Raw genomic sequence first — 19186 nt, forward strand, 5'->3', positions numbered from 1 at the left:
GCTGTGCGTCACATGAGTGCCCTGAAGACGCTCGAGACGCGAACGTGGTACACTGTTCGCTTACGGATTGCGGCACGTTCGCAGTTCGGGTACTTTGACAGGTCGTCGCCGCTCATGCGGCACCACGACCCTCACATGAGGGGCCGACTGGTTTCGACACGATAGTTCTGAGAGAGGAAGCAGGCCGTGGTCTCCTCGCCCACGTTAAACAGGGGTACCGTCAAAATGAATTGACAAGAATTCTTCTTTTGAGCCCCAGCTGGCTCTCGCTGCTTAATTTATAGCGGCGCGTCAACCCGGTGATTTCCCCGACACCGGCGCGACGTCATTTGAGGGGAATGCCCCCGCGCACGTAATCGGTATGGCGCGGGCTAAGACCGAACCGGTTGGGACGCCGAGAGCGTGTCGCTCCGCGCGAGGCGTCCGAGACTAAATGAGTGACTGAGCCTGGAGATGCCGATCAGGGAGCTGTCGTGGACCGGAGTTCGATTCTCCGCGGCTCCACCATAAGAGAATTAGTCGAACACCTTTGATAGCAAGGGTGTTCGGCTTTTTTCTTTGTCGGGTTAAAGTCATCCGGCAGGTCATCGAACATGAAGTAAACGGATATGTCCTTGCCGTCGATGTCCACGAATCGAACCCACTCGTTGAGGATTTCCAGGGGCGTCGTGTCATTTGCAAGGCTGTCGAGCCACAGCAACACGTCATCGACGCTCACCTCGCACGATTCCGATTTCTCGATGGCGCACAGCCGGGCTTCAAGCTCTGATTTCTGGCGGTTCAGCTCTTCAATGCGCTCCTTGCCGCCGGGAGGCGCGATACCGTCCTCTATCGCATGCCAGATGCGCTCAAACGTCGTTTCGATGCGCCGTATCTCCTTCTTGATGAAGTAGCTCTCAGGCTTTTCGTCGCTCCCCTGCTCCGCTTCGTACCCGGCGAGCGTTTCGGCGATGCGGGCGCGCACGTCATTGCGCTTCACGGCCTCGTAGGTCATATCAGCGACGGCGCCCTCTATGAGGTCGCGCCGGACGGTTCTGCGGCATTCGCGGCATTTGTAGTAGTGATAGGCGGAACCGTTCTTCGAGGTCCCGCTTGTCCCGAACATCGGCGCGCCGCAGGTCGAGCAGTAGAGCTTTCCGGTAAGCGGGAACTCACGCGCGCTGTCGATCTTGCGGCGCGGCCTGTGACGGTCATCGAGGATGCTGTTTATCATGTGCTGCTCACACTGCGGCCATAGAGCGGGCATGCCGTCTTCCACCTCGTTTCCGGCGTACTTGTAAACGCCCGCGTTCTGGACGCGCCTGAGCAGCTTCGAGACGGTGTCATTGGTGAACTTCGCGCCGCGCTTGCTGCGCTCGGCGCTCACGGCCCGCACGATGTCTGCCACAGAGCTTCCGCTAAACAGCATGTTCTTCATGCGGCGCATGACCGCCGCCTCGCGCTCGTTCACCACATAGCGGCCATCAACGATGTCCCACCCGTAGAGGGTGCGACCGTTCGCCATGCAGCGCTGAGCGTTCTTCTGGATGCCGTCGCGGATGCGCTCGCTGTCTATGGCGCTTTCCCATTCCGCGAGGACTTCGAGCATGCCCAATTGCAGCACGCCGCTCGAACCGCTCGCGATCTCTTCCCCGGCGTAAAGTATTTCGACGCCCGACTTGCGCAGCATGATTCGGGCAAGCGCCATTTCGTCGCGGTTGCGCATAATGCGCGTCACCTTGTAAATCACCACATAATCAAATAGACCTAGCTTCGCATCGCGCATCATGCGTTGGAACTCGGCGCGATCGACGTTGCGCCCGGTCTGCGCGTAGTCGCAGTATTCGCGTACGACCTGCAAGCCCTCCTGCTCGCAGTACCGGCGCGAGTTCTCGACTTGTATCTCGATGCTTTCCGAACGCTGGTTGTGCGAGCTGAAGCGCGCATATATGGCGGCTCGGTTCTTCACCATGCTAAAATCACCTCTCAGGACGGGCGTGGACAAACGCACTGTTCTTCACCTTTGCCCCGTGCGCCAACCGCCAAGAAGCCGCACGGGGTTTCTTTTTTATTTGAGCAGCTTCCTATGTCTCTCCAAGTAAGCTCTCCACCTCGTCGTTAGCTGGTACGTGTCCGAATCCCTTACCTCATCAATCGGGAACGGGAATGAGAACACTCCATTTTCAGCCCTCTCGAACGCTAGCAGCGCATCAAACTTATCTCCTATGACTACGGATCCATGCGAATCGAGCGATTCCAAAGCTGCTTGCTTTATTTCTGGCGAGAACCCCTTGGCGATCGTACGCTTCGGAGCCCAACCAGATAGCTTCTTGCTGATGAAGAAACCCAACATAAAACCAGCGAATAGCGCAATCACCGTCCACAAGATGAATGGCAGACCGTCGCCGTCTGCGAACTGCTCTGCAACCCATTCTGGGTTCAGCCATTGAAGCAGCGTGTTCAAGAACTCAACCATGCCTATACCGCCGCCCGCTCTTTGGCGGCAGATACACCACGTTCGGCAATCTCTTTAGATTCGCCCGCTGCTGCGCGGGCTGTCATGGATATGTTCTGCCTCCATTGCGGGGTGCTCTCGCGGTAACATCCGACGATTTCGCTCTCTTCCGAAGTCAATCCGCATGATTCAGGCTCACGTGGATGGCTGTCGTACCAACCGCAGAGGTCATTTGGGGTGCATCCAAGCACCAAAGAAATCTTGCAGGCGTTTTCGAGGGTTAGCTTTACAGTTCCCTGCTCCCACGTTCTATATGTAGAGATTTTCATTCCGAGAGCGTCGGCAATCTGTCCTTGCGTGAATCCTTTTTCTTCCCGCACGCGCTTTAGGGTCAGTCGCATGTCTCACCGCCTTTAATAGCTCAACACCGATAAGTATAAAAGAAATTGGTATATCTAACAAGATTTTTAGTATTCGAGTATTGCAGTATCATTATTCTTGGTATAGTCTGTGACGCGTGCTAAGAATCTTAGTACGTATCTTTCCCCATGGGGAAAGATACGACTTTCCTTGACATGGTCAAAGGAAAGTCGGCGCGACCGATTGAAGGGAGGTGAGACGGAATGAGTGAGTTGAAAGAGGCGATCGCCCGCGCCCTGCGCGTCAAGCGCGCCGAGGCGGGCGTGTCCCAAGAGGAGCTTGCCAAGAGATCCGGCGTGTCTGTCGACGCCATCCGCTCGTATGAGAGGCAGATGAGCCTGCCCCTGCTTGAGACGGCGTACAAGCTCGCCGAGGCGCTTGGGTGCACGGTCAACGACCTGTGCGGAATCACGAAGGAGGTTTAGCAATGCTCGCTCTGGCAATCGCACTCATCGTCATTGCGCTGTTCAGCCCCGTGAGCGCGCCGACGCTCGTCATCTGGCTCATCGGCATCGGGGCACTCGGCTTCTGGATGGGCAAGAGCGCAGCCGAACCGGTTAGGAAAGCGGGGGTTTCAGACGATGAAAACCGAGATTGAAACCGTTGGTTTTGGGGGTGGTTTTACGGATGCCCGAAGCAACGCGGCTGCGCGCCGCGCAGTTCCGTTGGTGCAGGTACGCACTCGGCAAGGTTCGTATCTGGGGAATGAGAAGAAAGATGCCCGCCCGAAGCGGCAACTTCGAACGGGCGCGTCAGATTGCAGCCAGCAATTGACAGAGGACATTTTAACGCACATGCCGCGTTGGAAACGCTGGGGCTTCTATGCGCTTGCGGCTGGATTGATCACAGGCATCATCCCGCTCGCAGTCGCAGAGCTTCTTGCCGATGCGTTCAACGGAGTTCTCTTATCGCTTGAATCCCTTATAGGGCAAGGCATGATGGCGGCTCTCGGCATCGGCTTGTGCATCACCGCCATCATCGCATGCATGGCATACCTGTTCAGGCTGGTGGAGCGATGAGCAATCCGTATCCAATCGTATGCCTCCATCGCGATTCAGAGGGCTATTGGGTCGCTCGCATCGAGCAGAGCACGAGGACGCCAGAAACGAGCTGCATAGGGTCCGTCTTCAAGCGCGTGCGCCTGAACATCCCGCCGACAGCCACTAGAGCCGAGGCAGAGCGCGTGCTAGGGCACTACATTCGGGCATGCAGGGAGCGCGGCAATGGACGTTGATGATTGCACGCGCTCGCTCGAATCAGTCATGCGCGATGAAAGCAAGCCCAGGTCATTGCCGCTCAGGATTCAGGATCATCGCGAGCTGTTCGATGAATGGTGCGCACTCAACCCGCAAGCGCTCAGGGAAATCGAGCTGACGGCGCTCGCCATCGCGGCGCACGGAAAGCGCGTATCGACCAAATACCTCATAGAAAAGCAGAGGTATGAGGGGCGCTCGAAGCTCAACCCGGTCACCTTCTACGACCTGAACGGCCATGAGCACACCTATGGGATCAACAACACCATTACGCCGATGCTCGCGCGTTACCTGCTCAACCTGCACCCGGACATGGACATCGTAATCAAGCACTCAATCTTCGATGAAAAGGAGAACAACCATGAAGCGTAAAGAGATCATCAATCTGATTGATGAGGTCGGGGCAAAGACCTTCGTCACCTGCGGGAGCATGAAGCTTCTCAACAAGAAATCCGGCGCTGAGGTCGAAGTCGACATGCCCGCCGTCTTCTCTGTCGTGCGTGGAACCCTCGCCTGGGTCTGCACTCTTCTCGATGGCAGGGCTGACCCTGAGAAGAACACCGCAAAGCACCTGCAAGACCTGCTTGAATACATCGGCTCTTCAATCGCGCTCGACATCTCCGACGATGACGAGGACTAGCGGGCAGTGACAGCTGTCGCTTGATTTCGGCGAACCGCCGATGCCGACGCCCGGAGAATGCGAGTTCGAACAGAAGACGTTCAGCACCAAATCGTGCTGCCTGTTCAGGGGTCGGGAGATCTGGACCAACTGCCGCGAATGGGAGCACTGCATTTGGGACGGATGGCACCAGCACGGGCAACCAGACGCCGAATGCGACGAGGAAGAGTGTGGGGAGGTGTGACATGGCGAGCAAGGAGGTGCTAGTCGCATCACGCGAGCCGATGCCCTATTTCAAGCACGATTCAAACGCCGTGCACGATGACAAGTGCATGCGGTTAATCCTCCGCCGTGGATATGACGGATACGGGCGATGGTGGGTGCTGTGCGAATACCTCGCGTCATCTACTGGGCACAGCATTGCGTTTCAGACGGACGAGGACGCGAGGATCATCGCGCGGGTTCTCGGGTTCGGAACCGGGGGTGATTTCGATGACCTTGCGGCAACGGAGGACTGCAAGGCGTTCATTGCGGATCTCGTTGATTTGCAGCTGTTGAAGAGCGATGGAAACGGCAATTTGCACAGCGATAGGTTGCAAGAAAACGCGATTCAGCTCGGTCAGCTCAGGGCGAATGGGCGCAAGGGCGGAAGACCTCGGAAGAAGGCTTCATCTGAAGAAGTCGCAGGTAGGGAGGTGTAAACAGATGCACTGCAAACCAGCTAATAAACCTTTGGTTTTTGCTTTGGTTAACCAGCTCGCAAATGCCAGCCAAAGCATAAAAGTAAATAAAAGAAAGATAAAGAAAAGGGCTGGTTTGGTTCTTAAAACCAAACCAAACCAGCCAACTTGCTTGTCAGTCAACCTTACAAGCAAGGTTATTTCTCTTGCTTCTTCTCTTTGCAGGCACTTCCGAAACGCTCGAATCTGCGATTTCAGACCTCTGTTTTCAACAGGTTTTCCACAGAGTTATCCACATCGCGTGTTTGGGGGTGATCGTAGATGCCTTGGGGAACTTATCACGGGCGCGTAGAGATACGACGATGCCCAATCTGCGGCAAGGAGCGACCGATTGATTGGTTCGTCCGAAATCATCAAGAGCACGAATCATGCTGGCTCTGCCGTGAGACGGGCAGGGACGGCAGCAAGCCAGGAAGGGAGAAGGTCGATGGGCTTATCGGATGACAAGATCGATTACTGCAAACAGTGCATCGCCGAAATCAGGAGTGAGGCCGCGTCGGTGCTCGAAGCCCTATCGAAGCCGAACATTGACATTCGGAATCTGCTCGAACTGAGCAGTGACGTTAACGATTCGGCGTTGAGAATGCACACGATGCTTTCAGCAGCGTTCATTTCAGACTTGTTCGAGGCGATTCATTCAGATGCCAAATTCTACCGTTCCAGAAATCATCACTGAAGGAGTTTGAAGATGATCGAGGTTAAACAGGCAAAGACGCTTCAGGAGCTTGCAGGGTGTCTCGCGGGCAATCCCGTTGAACATCCCGACCATTACGCCGGAGACGGCAAGATCGAATGCATGGATGCCATGCGCTCGATGATGAGCGGCGATACCTACGCCCTCCCGGCGATCGCCGCGCACTGGTGGGCCGCAGCGTTCAAGTACATCTGGCGTTGGCGTCGCAAGGGCGGGGTCCAGGATCTGCGCAAGTGCCGCCAGTGCATCGACTACCTCATTGCCGAGATCGAGGGCGAGCAGTGAGACGCCACCGCATCGCAATCGCCATCGTCACCACCATCCTGACCGCCTCGGCGGCGTTCTTCGCCTATTGGTGGGTTTACCGGCAGCTCTGCGCGGTCGCTTTACTTCTCATCTTCCTGGCACTGGCCGCAATGTCTTAAGGGGGCAACCAATGGATAACAAAGACCTGATCGACGGATTGGCCGTCATGATACTTGCGGGCATCGTCATATTGGCCGTGACGGTAAGCCTTGCTGTCGGCTTTTTCTTCGGAATCGGCTACGGCTTTTTGGTGCTGTCGGCGTTCGTGTTTTCGGCAATCGTCTGGATGCTCTCCATGTTCAAGAGGGCGAGCAAGTAGCATGAGCGTCACGGTCAAAAGGGGCAGGGACGGAGTTTTCGAATGCCGCCTGTATCTCGGTCGCGGCGTTGACGGCAGGGCGATCCGCCCCTATAAGCGATTCCCCAACGCCGCAACGGAGTCCGAGGCTCTGGAACTCGCGGAGACGTGGGCGGCAAACCTCACGGCGAACGGAGAGGTTAAGAGCGCCCGCCTGATCGACCTTCTTGCTGATTACGTCCAGCTCAGGGAGCGGAACGGCGCAAGTCCCAACAGCATCAAGAGTTATCGACTGTTCACGCACTACGTTGCTAGGTTTCTAAGGACTGCCAACGCTCGTGATCTCAGCGTCATGGACTTCAACCGGTTCGAGCAGGCGTTGCTCATGCCCAAATCTGTCGGAGGTCAGGGTCTTTGCAGGAACAGCGTCATCAACGTTCACAACTTCCTGAGAGGCGCTTACAACCACTTTGTCGATGCCGGAATATGCGACGCCAACCCGATTGTCTACGTGTCGAAGCCGTCGCCCGAGCGGCATGAGGCATGCGCCCTGACTGAATGGGACTTCGAGGACTTCAACGCGCGGCTCGAATCGGCGATGGGCGTCGAGGGGACCAGCATGAGCGAATACCGCCGTGCGGTCTATGCGTTCGCCGCATGGCTCGCGCTCGTGACCGGAATGCGCGTCGGTGAGGTGTGTGCGGAGCAGAGGGACGATGTGAAGCGCTATCAGATGTTCCTGCACGTCGGCGGCAATGTCATCGAGAGCGCCGGGGCGAAGCCGTATCGGCGTAATGTCACGAAAGGCCGCAAATGCCGAAACATCGCCGTGACCACAGAGGATCTGGGCGTTATCGATTCGTTCGTGAGGCTGCAGAATGCCGTTCTCGGGCGTCTCGATGTCGATTCCCCTCTGGTGACGCTCGATGGCTCCTATATGCGCCCAACGACGATTTCACGCGCTTTCAGCCGTATCCGCGATTCGTGCGGCCTTCCGAAGGAGATCACGTTCCACAGCCTGCGGCACACGCATGCTTCGTGGCTCATCGCCAACGGCTGCGACCTAAAGACGCTCTCGGAGCGGATGGGCCATGCTGACGAGGCAACGACGCTCCGGATCTACGGGCACCTGATGCCCGGTCGCGATGCCGTGGCGGCGCAGCTCTTCAGCGAAGCAAAGCGCCGGGCGCTTGGGTAAGGAGGTGTGCCAAAAGTGAACCAAAGCGCTTTTTCTGCCATCAATCAAGCAGAGGAAGAAACGCAAGGTAAACCACGGCTTTTGGCTTTGGTTTTGATAGCGGGTGACAGATAAGAAGTAATTATCAGGCAATCACGAAAAGGGGGTGCCATGAACCACGATGAAGCTCGGGAACTGGTCTCGAATCTCGATGTGAGCGACAAGCTTAAGGCGTCAATGATGCGGACTTTCGACGCGTTGCAGGATCGATGGGACAAAGATCGCGATGCGGCAGCGACCGCGTACCAGATTGACATTCCCGCGCAATCAATTCGGATCTGCGGAGAGCTTCAGGCGAGGCACGCTCTGGACATGCTGAAGAGCCTGAAGCTCACCGGAACTTATCGAGTTATGAAAGGTGGAGTAAGTGAAGGAAATCGAGGTTAACGATGACGAGTGGATGCGGATCAAGCACAAGCTTATGACCTCCACCGTCGAGGAAGCGCTGAGCGACTACACGGCACCGGTTCGCATCGTGCACGGATGCGAGTACGTGACTTTCGAAAGGGGCAATGATGATTCCGAATCTGACCACTGAGCAACGCCGCGAGTATCTTGAGAAGGCTTCGAAAGTTCGCAGGGAGCGGGCGATTGTCCGTAATGACCTGAAGTCTGGCCTGATGACCTTTGGTCAGGTGCTAAAGCTCGCCGACGCCGACTGCCAAGCAGTGTCCAACATGCGCGTAAAGCAGGTCATTAACTCCATGCCTGGGTACGGCCATGCAAAGACTCAGCAGCTTATGAGGGCTTTGCAAATTGCAGATGGTCGGCGCATCAAGGGTCTTGGCGTTCGCCAGCGTGCCGCCCTGTTGGAGGTCCTTGGATGCTGACCGCCATTTTCTACCTGTGCGGCGGCTTGCTGTCGCTGCTCGCTCTTTTCGGCTCCGATGCTGAAAAAGACATGATGCTGCTTGTCTTGGCGCAATTGGTATTCATTTCTGCGAACGTCATCGAGATCAAAGGGATTTTAAGGGAGCGGATTTATGAGCATTAACCACGTCATTCTGTCCGGCAATCTCGGAGCCAATTCCGAACTGAGGTACACCAAGAGCGGCACGCCCATCCTGACTTTCTCTCTTGCCGTCAATGACCGCGTGCCTAACGGCGATGGGACTTGGGGCGATTACACGAATTGGCCCGATTGCTCGATGTTCGGCAAGCGTGCCGAAGCGCTCGCGCCGTACCTCACCAAGGGCGTGAAGGTGACCGTTTCCGGAAGAGTGAGGACGCACACCTATCAGAAGGACGGGCAGAACTTGAAGCGTTGGGAGATTCGCGTTGAGAACGTCGAGCTGATGCAGGTGAAGCGCGAGCAGCAGAACGCATATGCCCAACCGGCGGAACAGGCGCAGCCGATTGCGACGTCACCGACGCCAGACGTGTACGACGAGGATATTCCGTTTTAAGGAGCAAGGATGTTGTTGGAACTTTTCAAGCGAAGCAAAGAGGTGGAAGAGCTGCGCGAGCTGCTTGCCCAAGCCGATGATGTGACCCGCTCAAACCCGCGAGACGAACAGGGGCGGACGCTCGCCCTCGATGATGTTGTTCTCTACAACGGCGCTCGCTACCGCGTCGTTGCCATGAGCCATCGCGGAAAGGTGTCAATCCGCCACGTCTCGATGCATGGCGGCTGCGGGGCGCGTTGGGTTCCCGCGGACCGCGTTTCGTTTCTCACAAGTCAGGAGGTCTTCTAATGTTCGGACGAAAGCTCAACGTTAAGGTTGCCGAAGGCATGGAGGTGCCTCGTTACGCCCACGAAGGTGATGCCGGTCTCGATCTGCGCATCACGGAAACCGTGACGCTCGAACCGATGCAGCGCTGTATCGTCGGCTGCGGCCTGTCAATCGAGATTCCCAGCGGTTGTGTCGGACTGCTTTTCCCGCGCTCCGGCCTTGCATCCAAGCAGGGCATCACGCTCGCCCACAGCGTCGGCGTCATCGACAGCGGCTATCGCGGCGAGGTGTGCGCTCCGCTTATCAATCTCAGCTACGAGACCGTGACCATCGATGCGGGCACGCGCGTCTGCCAGCTTGTCGTGATGCCTTATGTTCCGTGCGACCTTGTACCGGTGGAAGAGCTTAGCGGGACCGAGCGCGGCACCGACGGCTTCGGCAGCACAGGCATCGAGTAGGTGAAACGCATGAAGGCAAAGGAGTATTTCGATGGAATCCGCGCCGAGGTGGTGAAGACCGAACAGGCGCGGGAAATGCTGGAGTGCATGAGGGCTAAGGAGGGCGCAAAGGCGCAGAGCTACCAGCCTTCGGGCGGCGGTGGATTCTGCACAGACGCATCGCTCGCCATCATCCAGCGCATCGACTTTGAGAAGCGATTGGAGCGGCGCATCGCCGATGCTCGCAAGCAGATAGACGAGGCGTGCGAATTTCTCTATGGCGCTGACGGGCGCGGAGGTCTCGCCAAGCTAAAGGGCACGCGCTACGCTGACGCGATCTGCATGGGGTATCTGCAAGCCCAGCCGTGGGACGAGATTGCCGAGATTATGCAGAGTTCGCAGCAATGGTGTCGCAAACTATGTGATGTAGGTTTTGCGTATATTGATGCGGTCGGATGGGCTTTTATAAAGAACGCCTGATAAACGTCGGTTGCGTTCAGTTTCCAAGTTCTGCTAAGATTCGATATGGTGAATTGTCATGAAAGGCCGTGCGGGGGAACCTGCGCGGCCTTCCTCATATCTGGACATATCAGAACTTCGATATAGGAGTCATAAATTCAGATATAGAGTCTGACATTCCGATATACGCGGAGAGTTGGCAGAGCGGCTTAATGTATCCGGTTGCTAACCGGACGATGCGCAGGCATCCGCAGGTTCGAATCCTGTGCTCTCCGCCATTTGACACAAGGGAGGCGCGATGGCTAAGGACTTCAGTCGCGCCTTCTACCACAGTGCGGAATGGGAGCGGGCGCGTGACGTTGCGCTCACCAGAGACGCGCACCTATGCCAACACTGCCTGAAGCGCGGTGACATCACCCCGGCGGTCATGGTGCATCACATCGTGGAGCTAAGCCCTGCGAACGTGAACGACCCTGACATTGCGACTAACCCTGATAACCTCGTGAGCTTGTGCGACCGATGCCACAAGCAAGTGCATGGGTGGATCAGGCAGGGAGCGACACGTCAGGGCTTCGGCTTTGACAGTGACGGCAATCTGGTGCCGCTCGATTAACGGCACACGAACACAGCACAACGCAGACCAAGCGCAAAAGCGGGACACAAAACCGCAGCTAGACACGGCGGAATATCCCCCCATCCCAAAAACACAGGGTGGGTGGCAGGGGACCAACGCCGGGAGATAGTTTTATGCGCGTGGAAGGTTTTCGAAGGGGGGTGGTCTTGCGCTCATGGCAAAAGTTGGTAATACTTCGGAGGTTTCCGGCAAAGTCGCGGCGAACAGCCCGCCGAGAGCGCCGAGGTCGAAGCAATCACGCATAGACAGCGAGCTTAAGAAGCTTCGCGAATTGACCAAGGACGCGATTCCCGATGAGAAGCGCAAGGCGATCATGCCCTTGCTCCCGAACCTCGCTTTCATGAAGGTCAAGCTCGATGATGCACGCGCCGACCTGTTGTATGAGGATATTTTCACCGAGTACGACAACGGTGGCGGCCAATCCGGCTTGCGCGAGCATCCGGGATTCTCCGCATACAACAAGCTGTTCACGACCTTCAGCAGATCGGTCAAGCAGCTTGCAGACATGATGCCCAACGGAACCGCCGCCGCCGACGCGCTGATAGACTTCATCAATGAGACGAGGTGTTAGGCGTTACAAGGGTGCCGACGGGTCGTGCGAACGCGCAATCAGGGAGTATTTCGGCGGAATACTCGGCGGCGATATAACCGCCTGCGCCAAGATGCGCAAAGTTGCCGCGCACATCCTGCGCGACATGGACAACACCGACACGCTTTACCCTTACCACTTCCGAGAGGAATACGCGCAGAAGCACGTTCAGTTCATCGAGCGGTTCTGCCGTCTGCCGTCTGGACGCTTGGGTCACGATTTCGAGCTTGAGCTTTTCCAGCTGGCGATCCTCTCGGTTGTCTTCGGGTTCGTTGACGCCGACGGCACGCGCCAGTACCGCGAGGTGCTTTGGATCATGGGGCGCAAGAACGGCAAGACTGCTTTGGCATCGGCCATCGAGCTTGACCTTCTCATCAACGACGATGAGGGCGCACCGGAGGTCTACAACGTCGCTACCGCGCACGATCAGGCGGCGAAGGGCTTCAACAACGCTTGGCGTATGGTCATGACGAGTCCCGCGCTCTCGCGCCATGTGCGAAAACGTGTGTCCGACCTTTATTGTGACCTGAACATGGGAAGCATCAAGGCGCTTAGCGCGAACACGAACCACCTGGACGGCCTCGACATCTCGGGCGCGATTGTGGACGAGCTTGCGGCCATGAAGAACCGCGACCTCTACGACCTGACGATTCAGGGCACGTCGGCGCGCCGACAGCCGCTGGTTTTGGAGATCACCACAAACGGATTCGTCCGAAACGGCATCTTCGACGCCCAGTACGAGTACGCCTGCAAATGGCTCGACGGCCAAGCGACGGGTGACAAGGCAGAGAGGTTCATCGCCTTCATCTTCGAGCTTGACGAGCGCGAGGAATGGCAGGACGAGAGCTTCTGGATTAAGGCGAATCCGGGCTTGGGAACCATCAAGTCGCTCGCCGCCCTGCGCCAGAACGTCTCGAAGGCCAAAGATGACCCGACTTTCCTGCCGACCCTGCTTGTAAAGGACTTCAACCTCATCGAGAACCAGAGCCAAGCTTGGCTCACGTGGGACGAGATACACAACGATGCGACGTTCGACCCGAGTGACGGCACATTCACTTACGCCGTGCTGGGCGTCGATGCTGCTGACACAACCGACCTGACGGCGGCGTGTTTGCTCATGCAGCGACCCGGTGACCCGAACATCTACGCGATGCACATGGCGTGGATTCCCCAGCGAGCCTTGGAGCAGGCAGAGCGAGAGGGTCGGCGAGGCGGGCGCGATGGAGTCCCATACGATGCGTGGATCGCGCGAGGACTCATGAGGACGTGCGACACTCCGATCATGGACAAGCGCGACGTGCTCGACTGGGTTGCCGAGGTCCAGAGCGAATACGGCATCTACGCCGTGGCGTGCGGCTACGACCCGTGGCACATGCGCGACGTGCCGACGCAGGAAGCCTATGAGGATTACTTCGGCGCGGACAACCTGCAGAAGATCATCCAGGGCGCTCAGACTTTGAGCATGCCGATGAAGGAGCTTCGCGCCCTCTATAAGGAGGGGCGGATTGTCGATAACGGAAACCCCATCGCTGAGTGGTGCCGCTCGAACGTCGCGATCCGCACCGACGTGAACGGCAACATCCAGCCGGACAAGAAGAACCAAGACCCGCGCAACCGAATAGACGCTTGGGCGGCCGAATGCGACGCGTTCATTGCGATGAAGAACATCGCCGATGACTACGCGGCGATGATTGGAGGTTAAATGGCAAGTACACGACCGGTGATGCGCTCGCTGTTCGATGCCGTCTTTCATCGACCGCAGATGCAGGCGGTCAACGGGTATTTCGAAACGTTCACCGCATACGCACCGAGCTTTAGTACGTGGCAGGGCGGCTTGTATGAGGCCGAGCTGACGCGCAGCATCATCGAGAGCGGTGCCGACCATGCGAGCAAGCTCAAGCCGGAGATCTCCGGGAGCGCACAGCAGAATGCGGCGCGCGCGCTTCGCCACGCGCCAAACCCCTGGATGACAACGCCTCAGTTCATAAAGCGCGTCTGGACGATGCTTCAGGTCAACGACACGGCGCTCATCGTGCCGCTCGGCGATGGCGATGAGGTCACAGGTTACTACCCGGTCCTCCCATCGCAATGCGAGGCATACGATGTCGGTGGCGAGCTTTGGCTTAACCTACGTTTCCCCACGGGTGACACGGTGCTTGTCGAGTGGTCGCGCGTCGGCGTCATGACGAGGCATCAGTACCAGTCCGACCTGTTCGGCGATGGGACGAACGTGCTTCAGCCGACGCTTGAGCTGATGCACGCACAGGCAGAGGCGGAGCAGACGGCCATCAGGCAGGGTGCCGCAGTGCGCTTCATCGGCAAGCTCAGCCAGAACCGCAATGAGATTGACTCTGAAGCGGCGCGGAAGAGATTCAACTCCCAGCTCTCAGTTGACAACGCTGGCGGCATCGCGGTCTACGACAAGCTGTTCAGCGAAGTGCAGCAGATCACGCCGACGAGCTACACGGTCGATGCCGCGCAGATGGAGCGCATCGAGAAGAGCGCCTATCGCTTCTTCGGGAGCAATGAGGACATCGTGATGAATCGGGCCGACGAGGACACGTTCAACTCGTATTACGAGGGGCGCATCGAGCCTTTTGCGGTCCAACTCGGATTCGTCATGACCGCGATGACGTTCACGCCGAACGAGATTGCCCACGGCAACGAAATCATGTTCAGCGCGAACCGGTTGGAGTTCGCGAGCAACACGACCAAACTGAATGTTTCCGTCGCGCTCTTCGACCGTGGTATCTGGTGCGGCAACCAGGTCGCTGACGTCTTCCAATCAGCCCATTACGAAGGCGGAGAGCGCCACGTGATCCGTGGCGAGTACATCGACCTGGCCCTCATCAGCGAGCATACGGTCGAGCAGGCCGCTGACGCGGCTGCTAAGAACGCGAACATATCCGTAATCGAGTCAAATGAATCCGCGTCGGCATACAAGGAGGATGATGATGCCAGCGAAGCCCAATGAGCGACAGTACCGCTCTCTGTCCGTGCCGCTGATCGCCCGCGTCGCGCAGGACGGCGGTGGCAAAGAGAAGCGCATCGACAGCGATTACTACGTCGAGGGGTATGCTTCGACGTTCGATGACCCCTATGTGCTATTCGAGGACTACAACGGGGTCAAATACACGGAGGTCATCAGTCCATACGCTTTCCGCGATGCCGACATGTCAGATGTCATCATGCAGTTCGACCACTCGGGCAAGGTCTTCGCGCGAATCAGCAACGGAACGCTTATTGTTGAGCCGGATGAGCATGGGCTTTTCATCGCGGCCGACCTTTCGCGGTCTCAAGCGGCTCGCGACCTCTATGAAGAGATTCAATCTGGACTCATCACGCGCATGTCGTGGGCTTTCACCGTCGCTGCCGACGAGTACGACCGCGACACCCATACCACGACGATCACGCGCGTTAAGAAGGTTTTCGACGTGTCGGCAGTCAGCTTGCCCGCTGACCCGAACACGGAGATCTCAGCAAGGAATCTGCTCGACGGAGAGATTGAGCAGTCGCGCAAGGAGCTTGCGCGTCGTAATCGCGCCCTCGCTATCGCGCGGGCAACATTGGCAATCGCCAAGAGCAGAAAGGTTTAGAAAATGGACGAGATGTTGAAAGAGCTTCAGGCGCTTATCGACAAGTACAAGGACGGCACGCCCAAGGGCGTGAGCGACGAGCAGGCCGAGAAGGACGCCGAGCGCATGTCCCAGCTCACCGCCGAGATCGAGAAGCGCACCGCAGCCGACGCCGCCGCACGCGAGTCCCGCGCCGCCCGCATCGCCGCTGCGCGTTCCGCCATCGACAACGGCACGGCGCATCAGGTCGGCTCCCTCCCGCTTTCGGGTGGTGTCAACGCCCGCTCCGCCGTGTACGACGTGACGGATTATTCCGCCGCCGAGACCCGAGGTTTCCTGAAGAACCTCGCCACCAGCGCCGGTGTGCGCCTCGTTGAGGGCAACGACCTCAACGACGTCGAGCGAACCGCGCTCACCGCAATGGAGCAGCGTGCCGCGTTCACCGTAACCACCAGCAACACTGATAAGGTTGTCCCCGTCGAGCTTAAGAACGAGATCATTTCTCTCATCGACAATTCCACGGCGCTCTTCAGCGACGTGACCCGCGACACCATTCCCGGTCAGTATGAGCTTGTGCGCCACAAGTCCATCACCAAGGGAGATGCCGCCAAGACCGCCGAGGGCGCAGCGCCCACCGACGAAGAGCAGAACGTTTTTGATCGCATCACCCTCACGGGCGATGAGATCAAGAAGACCGTCAAGCTCTCCCGCAAGATGATGATTCAGAGCCTCGATAGCTTCCGTACCTACATCAACCGCGAGGTCAGTGCACGTTGCGGCGTCGCTGGTGACAAGATCGTTCTTGCCAAGCTCGTTGACGGCACGCTCGGCATGGCTGCTGGAAACAAGATCAACGTGGCTAAGGCTGGAACGCTCACCAAGGCCGACGTGATGAAGGCTCTCAGCCTGCTCAAGACTTACGGCAACCCCGCCGCGAAGGGCGTTCGCATCTACGCGAACCAGAGCACCATCTGGAATCAGATCGCGGCAATTGAGGATGCGACGAAGCGCTCTTACTTCATTGATGAGCGCGACGATGACCCGACCGTGAAGGGCCGCATCTTCGGCAGCATCGTGAAGCTTGAGGACAATCTTGAGGATGGCGTCATCATGCTCGGTTATCCCGATCTCTTCCGCTCCAACCTGTTTGACGGCCCTGTTGTCGAGGCTGTCACGCTCCCCGACGGCAGCTGGAACACCGCGATCAACGGTTACATGCTCTATGACGGCGGTCTCGCCGTGCCCGAGAGCTTCGTACAGCTCACCGTCGGCACTGCCTAGGATGTGATCGGTTATGGCGGAGAAAGAGCAGATGCTTGACGCATGCCGTGACGCGCTGAGGATCCCCGCCGATGTCACCGACTACGACGATGAGATTGCAGACCTCATCGACGCCGCCCGCGCCGCGATGCGTGCGGGCGGCGTGTCCGTCGACAAGTCTCAGGACGATTCAGACGGCACCGTGCGTCTCGCCATCAAGGTCTTCTGTAAGGCTAATTTCGGCATGGACAACCCCGACGCCGATAGGTACATGCATACCTTTGAAGAGCTTGTGACCCTTATGCACGGCACGTCGGCATACGGTGGTGCCTGATGAGCATGTGGGCGGCAAGCTGCATCTTGATCTCGCAGCGCATAAAGCGCGATGAGTTTGGCGTCGAAACGGCTAGAGAGACATCGCGCAAGGTCGCGTGCAACGTGTTCAGCGTGAGCGACGCCGCGTATTACGCCGCCGCGACGGTCGGCATCCATCCAGAGGCCGTCTTGCAGCTTCGCAAGGCGGCCTATCAGGGTGAGCGGCTTGTCGAATTTGAGGGTCGCAGACTCAGCGTTGAACGCGTTGACCGCTCAAGCGCCGATTTCGTGCGGCTCACGCTCTCGGAGGCGGTCGGTGACCGTGGCTGAGATGGACATCGAACGATTCATCGCGAGCTGCTTCAGAGAGTGCGTCGAGGACAACGCAGCCGCCGTTGAGAAGAACGCGGCTCAGGCTGGCAAGCGCGCCGTTAAGCTGCTCAAGCAGAAGAGCAGGCAGCGCACGGGAGCCTACAAAAAAGGCTGGAAAGCAACCATCGAGACTGATGAGACCGGAACGGCATGCACGGTGCACAACAGGGTCTATCAGCTCACGCACCTGCTTGAGAACGGCCACAAGGTCAAGAACCAGACGGGCAAGGTGTACGGCGACGTGCCCGGTGACGGAGTTATCCGCGAGGTCGCCGATCAGGTTGCAATGGAGTTCGCGCAGATGGGCGGTGACGGAGATTGATTAAGCTGAGGGATCTGTGCGCGGTGCTCGATTCCATCGGCATCCCGTGGTCCAACCAGTCATTCACGGGCAATGACGAACCTGCGCCGCCCTATATCGTCCTGGTTGCGGGTTACGGCGAGTCGGTCTATGCGGACAACCGTGTCTATGCGTCGTGGACGTCATACGACATCGCGCTATACACGCGCCGACGCGACTACGCACTGGAACGGAAGATAAAGGATGCGCTCGATGCCGCCGACTGCTCTTACACGCTCGCGGTGACGAGCATCGAGTCTGAGAAATTGGTCGAAACCGCGTTCAGCGTGGACGTGGAAGAGTAGAAAGGAAACGCCATGCCTAAAAATGGCTACTTCGGTGTCAAGAACTCGCATTTCGCGATCTGCACCGACGAGGAAAAGCTCACCTATAACAAGCCGGTGCATGTCCCCGGCACGGTCAGCATCAGCATGGAGCCGTCCGTTGAGAGCGCCACCAGCTATGCCGACAACGAGACTTGGCTTGACAAGACTCAGGACAATGGTGGCAGCGGCACCATGTCGTTCTTCGATGTCGAGAGCACCCCGGAGCTTCGCCGACTGCTCGCCGACTTGACCGGATATATGGTCACCAAAGATGGCCGCATGAGCCTGACCGCGAACAAGAAGCCTAAGAAGTTCGCCTTCATGTGCGAGCAGCCAGGTCACGTCATGGGAAAGCGCCGCTGCCTGCTCATGTGCGAGATGAGCAAGCCGAAGAACGAGGCGAACACCAATCAGGACTCCCCCGAGATCACTGCCCTTGAGTTCCCGTTCAAATGGCGCCCGGTCAGCCTCCCCACCGGAGACGAGGACACCAAGCGCACGAGCGGATACGACTCGTATTCCGGCCTGTCCGATTACGCCACGTTCTTCGATGCGGTCAAGATCGATGGTCTTTCCGAGGTCGAAGTCGTTGAGGAGCCTTAATGGACATTCGTATCGGAGAAGAGACATACAAGGCTGAGTTCAACGGGTTCACGCCAATCGCATACTCCCAGGCGTTTTACGAATTGAGCGAGAGCGGGCGAAAGCAGCCGTCTGACATTGCCGACGCTGTGTCTCAGATCGCAACCTCGCTCACGACCTATGAGGTTCCCGCCATCGTCCCCCTGCTCAAGATCCTCTATGCGTGCATCAAGACGGCAGACCCGAAGTTCCCAAAATCGTTCAACGATTTCGCATCTTCCCTTCCGGTGGGCGCTTACGACCTTCGCTGCGAGGAAGGTTGGGCAACCGACGTGATGCGCATAGTAGAGGAAAACTTTTTTCCTGAGACCGGAGATGGCGTGGACTCCGCACCAGCCGAAGAGGCGGATGCCGAGCCTTCCAAGTAACCTCGCATCAGCTTGCGATGCGAGATACATCTACAACTGCCAGCAATGCGGGCTGAGCATTTCAGACCTGCAAGTGCTGAGCTACACGCAAGTCCAAGACGTTCTCGAACTCAACGCGTTCTATGCCGATGTGGCTGAGAACTACGAAGACGATGAGAAGGCGCGTGCCGCCGAATCCCAGTTCTGGTCTTGACG

At 57.8% G+C, this 19186-nt stretch carries 35 protein-coding genes, 1 tRNA gene and 1 other RNA gene; 34 read left to right on the forward strand and 3 right to left on the reverse strand.

What is annotated here, in order from left to right:
- Positions 1-139: 139 nt before the first annotated feature.
- Positions 140-507, forward strand: a transfer-messenger RNA (tmRNA) gene (gene ssrA, locus Q5Q88_RS00570).
- Here the strand turns inward: ssrA and Q5Q88_RS00575 are convergent.
- The 3 genes from Q5Q88_RS00575 to Q5Q88_RS00585 form a co-directional block, all read right to left on the reverse strand.
- A complete protein-coding gene (locus Q5Q88_RS00575; protein ID WP_302741142.1) occupies positions 461-1951 on the reverse strand; it encodes a recombinase family protein in 1491 nt (496 codons plus the stop codon). The genes ssrA and Q5Q88_RS00575 overlap by 47 nt on opposite strands.
- A gap of 96 nt (positions 1952-2047) precedes the next feature.
- Positions 2048-2455: a hypothetical protein gene (locus Q5Q88_RS00580; RefSeq protein WP_302741144.1), complete on the reverse strand. Its 408-nt coding sequence runs from the start codon at positions 2453-2455 to the stop codon at positions 2048-2050.
- 2 nt (positions 2456-2457) lie between these two features.
- Positions 2458-2835, reverse strand: coding sequence for a helix-turn-helix transcriptional regulator (locus Q5Q88_RS00585; RefSeq protein WP_302741146.1), 378 nt, complete (start codon positions 2833-2835; stop codon positions 2458-2460).
- Between the two features lie 222 nt (positions 2836-3057).
- Here Q5Q88_RS00585 and Q5Q88_RS00590 point away from each other — a divergent pair, with 222 nt between their 5' ends.
- From Q5Q88_RS00590 to Q5Q88_RS00750, 33 genes are all read left to right on the forward strand, one after another.
- Complete coding sequence (locus tag Q5Q88_RS00590; RefSeq protein WP_302741148.1) at positions 3058-3279, forward strand: helix-turn-helix domain-containing protein; 222 nt, start codon at positions 3058-3060, stop codon at positions 3277-3279.
- Positions 3280-3281: 2 nt separating this feature from the next.
- A complete protein-coding gene (locus tag Q5Q88_RS00595) occupies positions 3282-3452 on the forward strand; it encodes a hypothetical protein (protein WP_302741149.1) in 171 nt (56 codons plus the stop codon).
- A complete protein-coding gene (locus Q5Q88_RS00600) occupies positions 3436-3873 on the forward strand; it encodes a hypothetical protein (RefSeq protein ID WP_302741151.1) in 438 nt (145 codons plus the stop codon). The genes Q5Q88_RS00595 and Q5Q88_RS00600 overlap by 17 nt, the downstream gene beginning before the upstream one ends.
- Positions 3874-4077: 204 nt before the next feature.
- Positions 4078-4479, forward strand: a complete 402-nt coding sequence (locus Q5Q88_RS00605; RefSeq protein WP_302741153.1) for a hypothetical protein — start codon at positions 4078-4080, stop codon at positions 4477-4479.
- Entirely contained in the window at positions 4469-4747 is a 279-nt protein-coding gene (locus Q5Q88_RS00610) for a hypothetical protein (RefSeq protein WP_302741155.1), read from the forward strand. Before Q5Q88_RS00605 ends, Q5Q88_RS00610 begins: the two co-directional genes overlap by 11 nt.
- A gap of 224 nt (positions 4748-4971) precedes the next feature.
- Positions 4972-5427 (forward strand): Lin1244/Lin1753 domain-containing protein, encoded by a 456-nt coding sequence (locus Q5Q88_RS00615; protein ID WP_302741157.1) that lies wholly within the window; start codon positions 4972-4974, stop codon positions 5425-5427.
- 370 nt (positions 5428-5797) lie between these two features.
- Positions 5798-6142 carry a hypothetical protein gene (locus Q5Q88_RS00620; RefSeq protein ID WP_302741159.1) on the forward strand — a complete coding sequence of 115 codons (345 nt, stop codon included), beginning with the start codon at positions 5798-5800 and terminating at the stop codon, positions 6140-6142.
- 12 nt (positions 6143-6154) lie between these two features.
- The gene (locus Q5Q88_RS00625) at positions 6155-6445 is read left to right on the forward strand and encodes a DUF3310 domain-containing protein (RefSeq protein WP_302741161.1); all 291 of its coding nucleotides are present in this window, start codon (positions 6155-6157) and stop codon (positions 6443-6445) included.
- Positions 6442-6585, forward strand: a complete 144-nt coding sequence (locus Q5Q88_RS00630) for a hypothetical protein (protein WP_302741163.1) — start codon at positions 6442-6444, stop codon at positions 6583-6585. Before Q5Q88_RS00625 ends, Q5Q88_RS00630 begins: the two co-directional genes overlap by 4 nt.
- A gap of 11 nt (positions 6586-6596) precedes the next feature.
- Positions 6597-6785: a hypothetical protein gene (locus Q5Q88_RS00635; RefSeq protein ID WP_302741165.1), complete on the forward strand. Its 189-nt coding sequence runs from the start codon at positions 6597-6599 to the stop codon at positions 6783-6785.
- Position 6786: 1 nt separating this feature from the next.
- Positions 6787-7962: a site-specific integrase gene (locus Q5Q88_RS00640; RefSeq protein WP_302741167.1), complete on the forward strand. Its 1176-nt coding sequence runs from the start codon at positions 6787-6789 to the stop codon at positions 7960-7962.
- 150 nt (positions 7963-8112) lie between these two features.
- The gene (locus tag Q5Q88_RS00645) at positions 8113-8388 is read left to right on the forward strand and encodes a hypothetical protein (RefSeq protein WP_302741169.1); all 276 of its coding nucleotides are present in this window, start codon (positions 8113-8115) and stop codon (positions 8386-8388) included.
- Positions 8369-8539, forward strand: a complete 171-nt coding sequence (locus tag Q5Q88_RS00650; protein WP_302741171.1) for a hypothetical protein — start codon at positions 8369-8371, stop codon at positions 8537-8539. The genes Q5Q88_RS00645 and Q5Q88_RS00650 overlap by 20 nt, the downstream gene beginning before the upstream one ends.
- Entirely contained in the window at positions 8517-8831 is a 315-nt protein-coding gene (gene mihF, locus Q5Q88_RS00655; RefSeq protein ID WP_302741173.1) for an integration host factor, actinobacterial type, read from the forward strand. The genes Q5Q88_RS00650 and mihF overlap by 23 nt, the downstream gene beginning before the upstream one ends.
- Positions 8825-8995: a hypothetical protein gene (locus Q5Q88_RS00660; protein WP_302741175.1), complete on the forward strand. Its 171-nt coding sequence runs from the start codon at positions 8825-8827 to the stop codon at positions 8993-8995. Before mihF ends, Q5Q88_RS00660 begins: the two co-directional genes overlap by 7 nt.
- Positions 8985-9407 carry a single-stranded DNA-binding protein gene (locus Q5Q88_RS00665; protein WP_302741177.1) on the forward strand — a complete coding sequence of 141 codons (423 nt, stop codon included), beginning with the start codon at positions 8985-8987 and terminating at the stop codon, positions 9405-9407. Before Q5Q88_RS00660 ends, Q5Q88_RS00665 begins: the two co-directional genes overlap by 11 nt.
- A gap of 9 nt (positions 9408-9416) precedes the next feature.
- A complete protein-coding gene (locus tag Q5Q88_RS00670) occupies positions 9417-9695 on the forward strand; it encodes a hypothetical protein (RefSeq protein ID WP_302741179.1) in 279 nt (92 codons plus the stop codon).
- On the forward strand, positions 9695-10132 hold the full coding sequence (gene dut, locus Q5Q88_RS00675; RefSeq protein ID WP_302741181.1) for a dUTP diphosphatase: 438 nt from the start codon (positions 9695-9697) through the stop codon (positions 10130-10132). The genes Q5Q88_RS00670 and dut overlap by 1 nt, the downstream gene beginning before the upstream one ends.
- Positions 10133-10141: 9 nt before the next feature.
- Complete coding sequence (locus Q5Q88_RS00680) at positions 10142-10591, forward strand: hypothetical protein (protein ID WP_302741183.1); 450 nt, start codon at positions 10142-10144, stop codon at positions 10589-10591.
- Positions 10592-10760: 169 nt separating this feature from the next.
- Positions 10761-10848, forward strand: a tRNA-Ser gene (locus Q5Q88_RS00685).
- Positions 10849-10868: 20 nt separating this feature from the next.
- Positions 10869-11183 (forward strand): HNH endonuclease, encoded by a 315-nt coding sequence (locus tag Q5Q88_RS00690; protein WP_302741185.1) that lies wholly within the window; start codon positions 10869-10871, stop codon positions 11181-11183.
- Positions 11184-11358: 175 nt separating this feature from the next.
- A complete protein-coding gene (locus Q5Q88_RS00695; RefSeq protein ID WP_302741187.1) occupies positions 11359-11775 on the forward strand; it encodes a hypothetical protein in 417 nt (138 codons plus the stop codon).
- On the forward strand, positions 11759-13495 hold the full coding sequence (locus Q5Q88_RS00700) for a terminase large subunit (protein WP_302741189.1): 1737 nt from the start codon (positions 11759-11761) through the stop codon (positions 13493-13495). The genes Q5Q88_RS00695 and Q5Q88_RS00700 overlap by 17 nt, the downstream gene beginning before the upstream one ends.
- The gene (locus Q5Q88_RS00705; protein ID WP_302741190.1) at positions 13496-14767 is read left to right on the forward strand and encodes a phage portal protein; all 1272 of its coding nucleotides are present in this window, start codon (positions 13496-13498) and stop codon (positions 14765-14767) included. It abuts the gene before it with no gap.
- Positions 14748-15389 (forward strand): HK97 family phage prohead protease, encoded by a 642-nt coding sequence (locus tag Q5Q88_RS00710; protein WP_302741191.1) that lies wholly within the window; start codon positions 14748-14750, stop codon positions 15387-15389. The genes Q5Q88_RS00705 and Q5Q88_RS00710 overlap by 20 nt, the downstream gene beginning before the upstream one ends.
- A 3-nt stretch (positions 15390-15392) precedes the next feature.
- Positions 15393-16649: a phage major capsid protein gene (locus Q5Q88_RS00715; RefSeq protein ID WP_302741192.1), complete on the forward strand. Its 1257-nt coding sequence runs from the start codon at positions 15393-15395 to the stop codon at positions 16647-16649.
- 13 nt (positions 16650-16662) lie between these two features.
- Positions 16663-16962 (forward strand): hypothetical protein, encoded by a 300-nt coding sequence (locus Q5Q88_RS00720; RefSeq protein ID WP_302741194.1) that lies wholly within the window; start codon positions 16663-16665, stop codon positions 16960-16962.
- Positions 16962-17273, forward strand: coding sequence for a hypothetical protein (locus Q5Q88_RS00725; RefSeq protein ID WP_302741196.1), 312 nt, complete (start codon positions 16962-16964; stop codon positions 17271-17273). Before Q5Q88_RS00720 ends, Q5Q88_RS00725 begins: the two co-directional genes overlap by 1 nt.
- Positions 17266-17637, forward strand: coding sequence for a hypothetical protein (locus tag Q5Q88_RS00730; RefSeq protein WP_302741198.1), 372 nt, complete (start codon positions 17266-17268; stop codon positions 17635-17637). The genes Q5Q88_RS00725 and Q5Q88_RS00730 overlap by 8 nt, the downstream gene beginning before the upstream one ends.
- Positions 17634-17960: a hypothetical protein gene (locus Q5Q88_RS00735; RefSeq protein WP_302741199.1), complete on the forward strand. Its 327-nt coding sequence runs from the start codon at positions 17634-17636 to the stop codon at positions 17958-17960. The genes Q5Q88_RS00730 and Q5Q88_RS00735 overlap by 4 nt, the downstream gene beginning before the upstream one ends.
- Positions 17961-17972: 12 nt before the next feature.
- A complete protein-coding gene (locus tag Q5Q88_RS00740) occupies positions 17973-18584 on the forward strand; it encodes a major tail protein (protein WP_302741200.1) in 612 nt (203 codons plus the stop codon).
- Complete coding sequence (locus tag Q5Q88_RS00745; protein WP_302741201.1) at positions 18584-18991, forward strand: hypothetical protein; 408 nt, start codon at positions 18584-18586, stop codon at positions 18989-18991. Before Q5Q88_RS00740 ends, Q5Q88_RS00745 begins: the two co-directional genes overlap by 1 nt.
- Positions 18972-19184 (forward strand): hypothetical protein, encoded by a 213-nt coding sequence (locus Q5Q88_RS00750; RefSeq protein ID WP_302741202.1) that lies wholly within the window; start codon positions 18972-18974, stop codon positions 19182-19184. Before Q5Q88_RS00745 ends, Q5Q88_RS00750 begins: the two co-directional genes overlap by 20 nt.
- Positions 19185-19186: the final 2 nt, after the last annotated feature.

Source organism: uncultured Collinsella sp., from assembly GCF_959026545.1.
Taxonomy (GTDB): Bacteria; Actinomycetota; Coriobacteriia; order Coriobacteriales; family Coriobacteriaceae; genus Collinsella.

What these genes read in the sequence shown, in the direction of transcription:
- Q5Q88_RS00660 (WP_302741175.1), top strand. Translation starts at nt 8,825, where the DNA reads ATGCTGACCGCCATTTTCTACCTGTGCGGCGGCTTGCTGTCGCTGCTC.
- Q5Q88_RS00615 (WP_302741157.1), top strand. Translation starts at nt 4,972, where the DNA reads ATGGCGAGCAAGGAGGTGCTAGTCGCATCACGCGAGCCGATGCCCTAT.
- Q5Q88_RS00590 (WP_302741148.1), top strand. Translation starts at nt 3,058, where the DNA reads ATGAGTGAGTTGAAAGAGGCGATCGCCCGCGCCCTGCGCGTCAAGCGC.
- Q5Q88_RS00695 (WP_302741187.1), top strand. Translation starts at nt 11,359, where the DNA reads ATGGCAAAAGTTGGTAATACTTCGGAGGTTTCCGGCAAAGTCGCGGCG.
- Q5Q88_RS00720 (WP_302741194.1), top strand. Translation starts at nt 16,663, where the DNA reads ATGGCGGAGAAAGAGCAGATGCTTGACGCATGCCGTGACGCGCTGAGG.
- Q5Q88_RS00715 (WP_302741192.1), top strand. Translation starts at nt 15,393, where the DNA reads ATGGACGAGATGTTGAAAGAGCTTCAGGCGCTTATCGACAAGTACAAG.
- Q5Q88_RS00640 (WP_302741167.1), top strand. Translation starts at nt 6,787, where the DNA reads ATGAGCGTCACGGTCAAAAGGGGCAGGGACGGAGTTTTCGAATGCCGC.
- Q5Q88_RS00625 (WP_302741161.1), top strand. Translation starts at nt 6,155, where the DNA reads ATGATCGAGGTTAAACAGGCAAAGACGCTTCAGGAGCTTGCAGGGTGT.
- Q5Q88_RS00710 (WP_302741191.1), top strand. Translation starts at nt 14,748, where the DNA reads ATGCCAGCGAAGCCCAATGAGCGACAGTACCGCTCTCTGTCCGTGCCG.
- Q5Q88_RS00680 (WP_302741183.1), top strand. Translation starts at nt 10,142, where the DNA reads ATGAAGGCAAAGGAGTATTTCGATGGAATCCGCGCCGAGGTGGTGAAG.
- Q5Q88_RS00645 (WP_302741169.1), top strand. Translation starts at nt 8,113, where the DNA reads ATGAACCACGATGAAGCTCGGGAACTGGTCTCGAATCTCGATGTGAGC.
- Q5Q88_RS00670 (WP_302741179.1), top strand. Translation starts at nt 9,417, where the DNA reads ATGTTGTTGGAACTTTTCAAGCGAAGCAAAGAGGTGGAAGAGCTGCGC.
- Q5Q88_RS00635 (WP_302741165.1), top strand. Translation starts at nt 6,597, where the DNA reads ATGGATAACAAAGACCTGATCGACGGATTGGCCGTCATGATACTTGCG.
- Q5Q88_RS00585 (WP_302741146.1), bottom strand. Translation starts at nt 2,835, where the DNA reads ATGCGACTGACCCTAAAGCGCGTGCGGGAAGAAAAAGGATTCACGCAA.
- Q5Q88_RS00610 (WP_302741155.1), top strand. Translation starts at nt 4,469, where the DNA reads ATGAAGCGTAAAGAGATCATCAATCTGATTGATGAGGTCGGGGCAAAG.
- Q5Q88_RS00665 (WP_302741177.1), top strand. Translation starts at nt 8,985, where the DNA reads ATGAGCATTAACCACGTCATTCTGTCCGGCAATCTCGGAGCCAATTCC.
- Q5Q88_RS00705 (WP_302741190.1), top strand. Translation starts at nt 13,496, where the DNA reads ATGGCAAGTACACGACCGGTGATGCGCTCGCTGTTCGATGCCGTCTTT.
- Q5Q88_RS00605 (WP_302741153.1), top strand. Translation starts at nt 4,078, where the DNA reads ATGGACGTTGATGATTGCACGCGCTCGCTCGAATCAGTCATGCGCGAT.
- Q5Q88_RS00600 (WP_302741151.1), top strand. Translation starts at nt 3,436, where the DNA reads ATGAAAACCGAGATTGAAACCGTTGGTTTTGGGGGTGGTTTTACGGAT.
- Q5Q88_RS00595 (WP_302741149.1), top strand. Translation starts at nt 3,282, where the DNA reads ATGCTCGCTCTGGCAATCGCACTCATCGTCATTGCGCTGTTCAGCCCC.
- Q5Q88_RS00745 (WP_302741201.1), top strand. Translation starts at nt 18,584, where the DNA reads ATGGACATTCGTATCGGAGAAGAGACATACAAGGCTGAGTTCAACGGG.
- mihF (WP_302741173.1), top strand. Translation starts at nt 8,517, where the DNA reads ATGATTCCGAATCTGACCACTGAGCAACGCCGCGAGTATCTTGAGAAG.
- Q5Q88_RS00575 (WP_302741142.1), bottom strand. Translation starts at nt 1,951, where the DNA reads ATGGTGAAGAACCGAGCCGCCATATATGCGCGCTTCAGCTCGCACAAC.
- Q5Q88_RS00580 (WP_302741144.1), bottom strand. Translation starts at nt 2,455, where the DNA reads ATGGTTGAGTTCTTGAACACGCTGCTTCAATGGCTGAACCCAGAATGG.
- Q5Q88_RS00750 (WP_302741202.1), top strand. Translation starts at nt 18,972, where the DNA reads ATGCCGAGCCTTCCAAGTAACCTCGCATCAGCTTGCGATGCGAGATAC.
- dut (WP_302741181.1), top strand. Translation starts at nt 9,695, where the DNA reads ATGTTCGGACGAAAGCTCAACGTTAAGGTTGCCGAAGGCATGGAGGTG.
- Q5Q88_RS00725 (WP_302741196.1), top strand. Translation starts at nt 16,962, where the DNA reads ATGAGCATGTGGGCGGCAAGCTGCATCTTGATCTCGCAGCGCATAAAG.
- Q5Q88_RS00700 (WP_302741189.1), top strand. Translation starts at nt 11,759, where the DNA reads ATGAGACGAGGTGTTAGGCGTTACAAGGGTGCCGACGGGTCGTGCGAA.
- Q5Q88_RS00740 (WP_302741200.1), top strand. Translation starts at nt 17,973, where the DNA reads ATGCCTAAAAATGGCTACTTCGGTGTCAAGAACTCGCATTTCGCGATC.
- Q5Q88_RS00690 (WP_302741185.1), top strand. Translation starts at nt 10,869, where the DNA reads ATGGCTAAGGACTTCAGTCGCGCCTTCTACCACAGTGCGGAATGGGAG.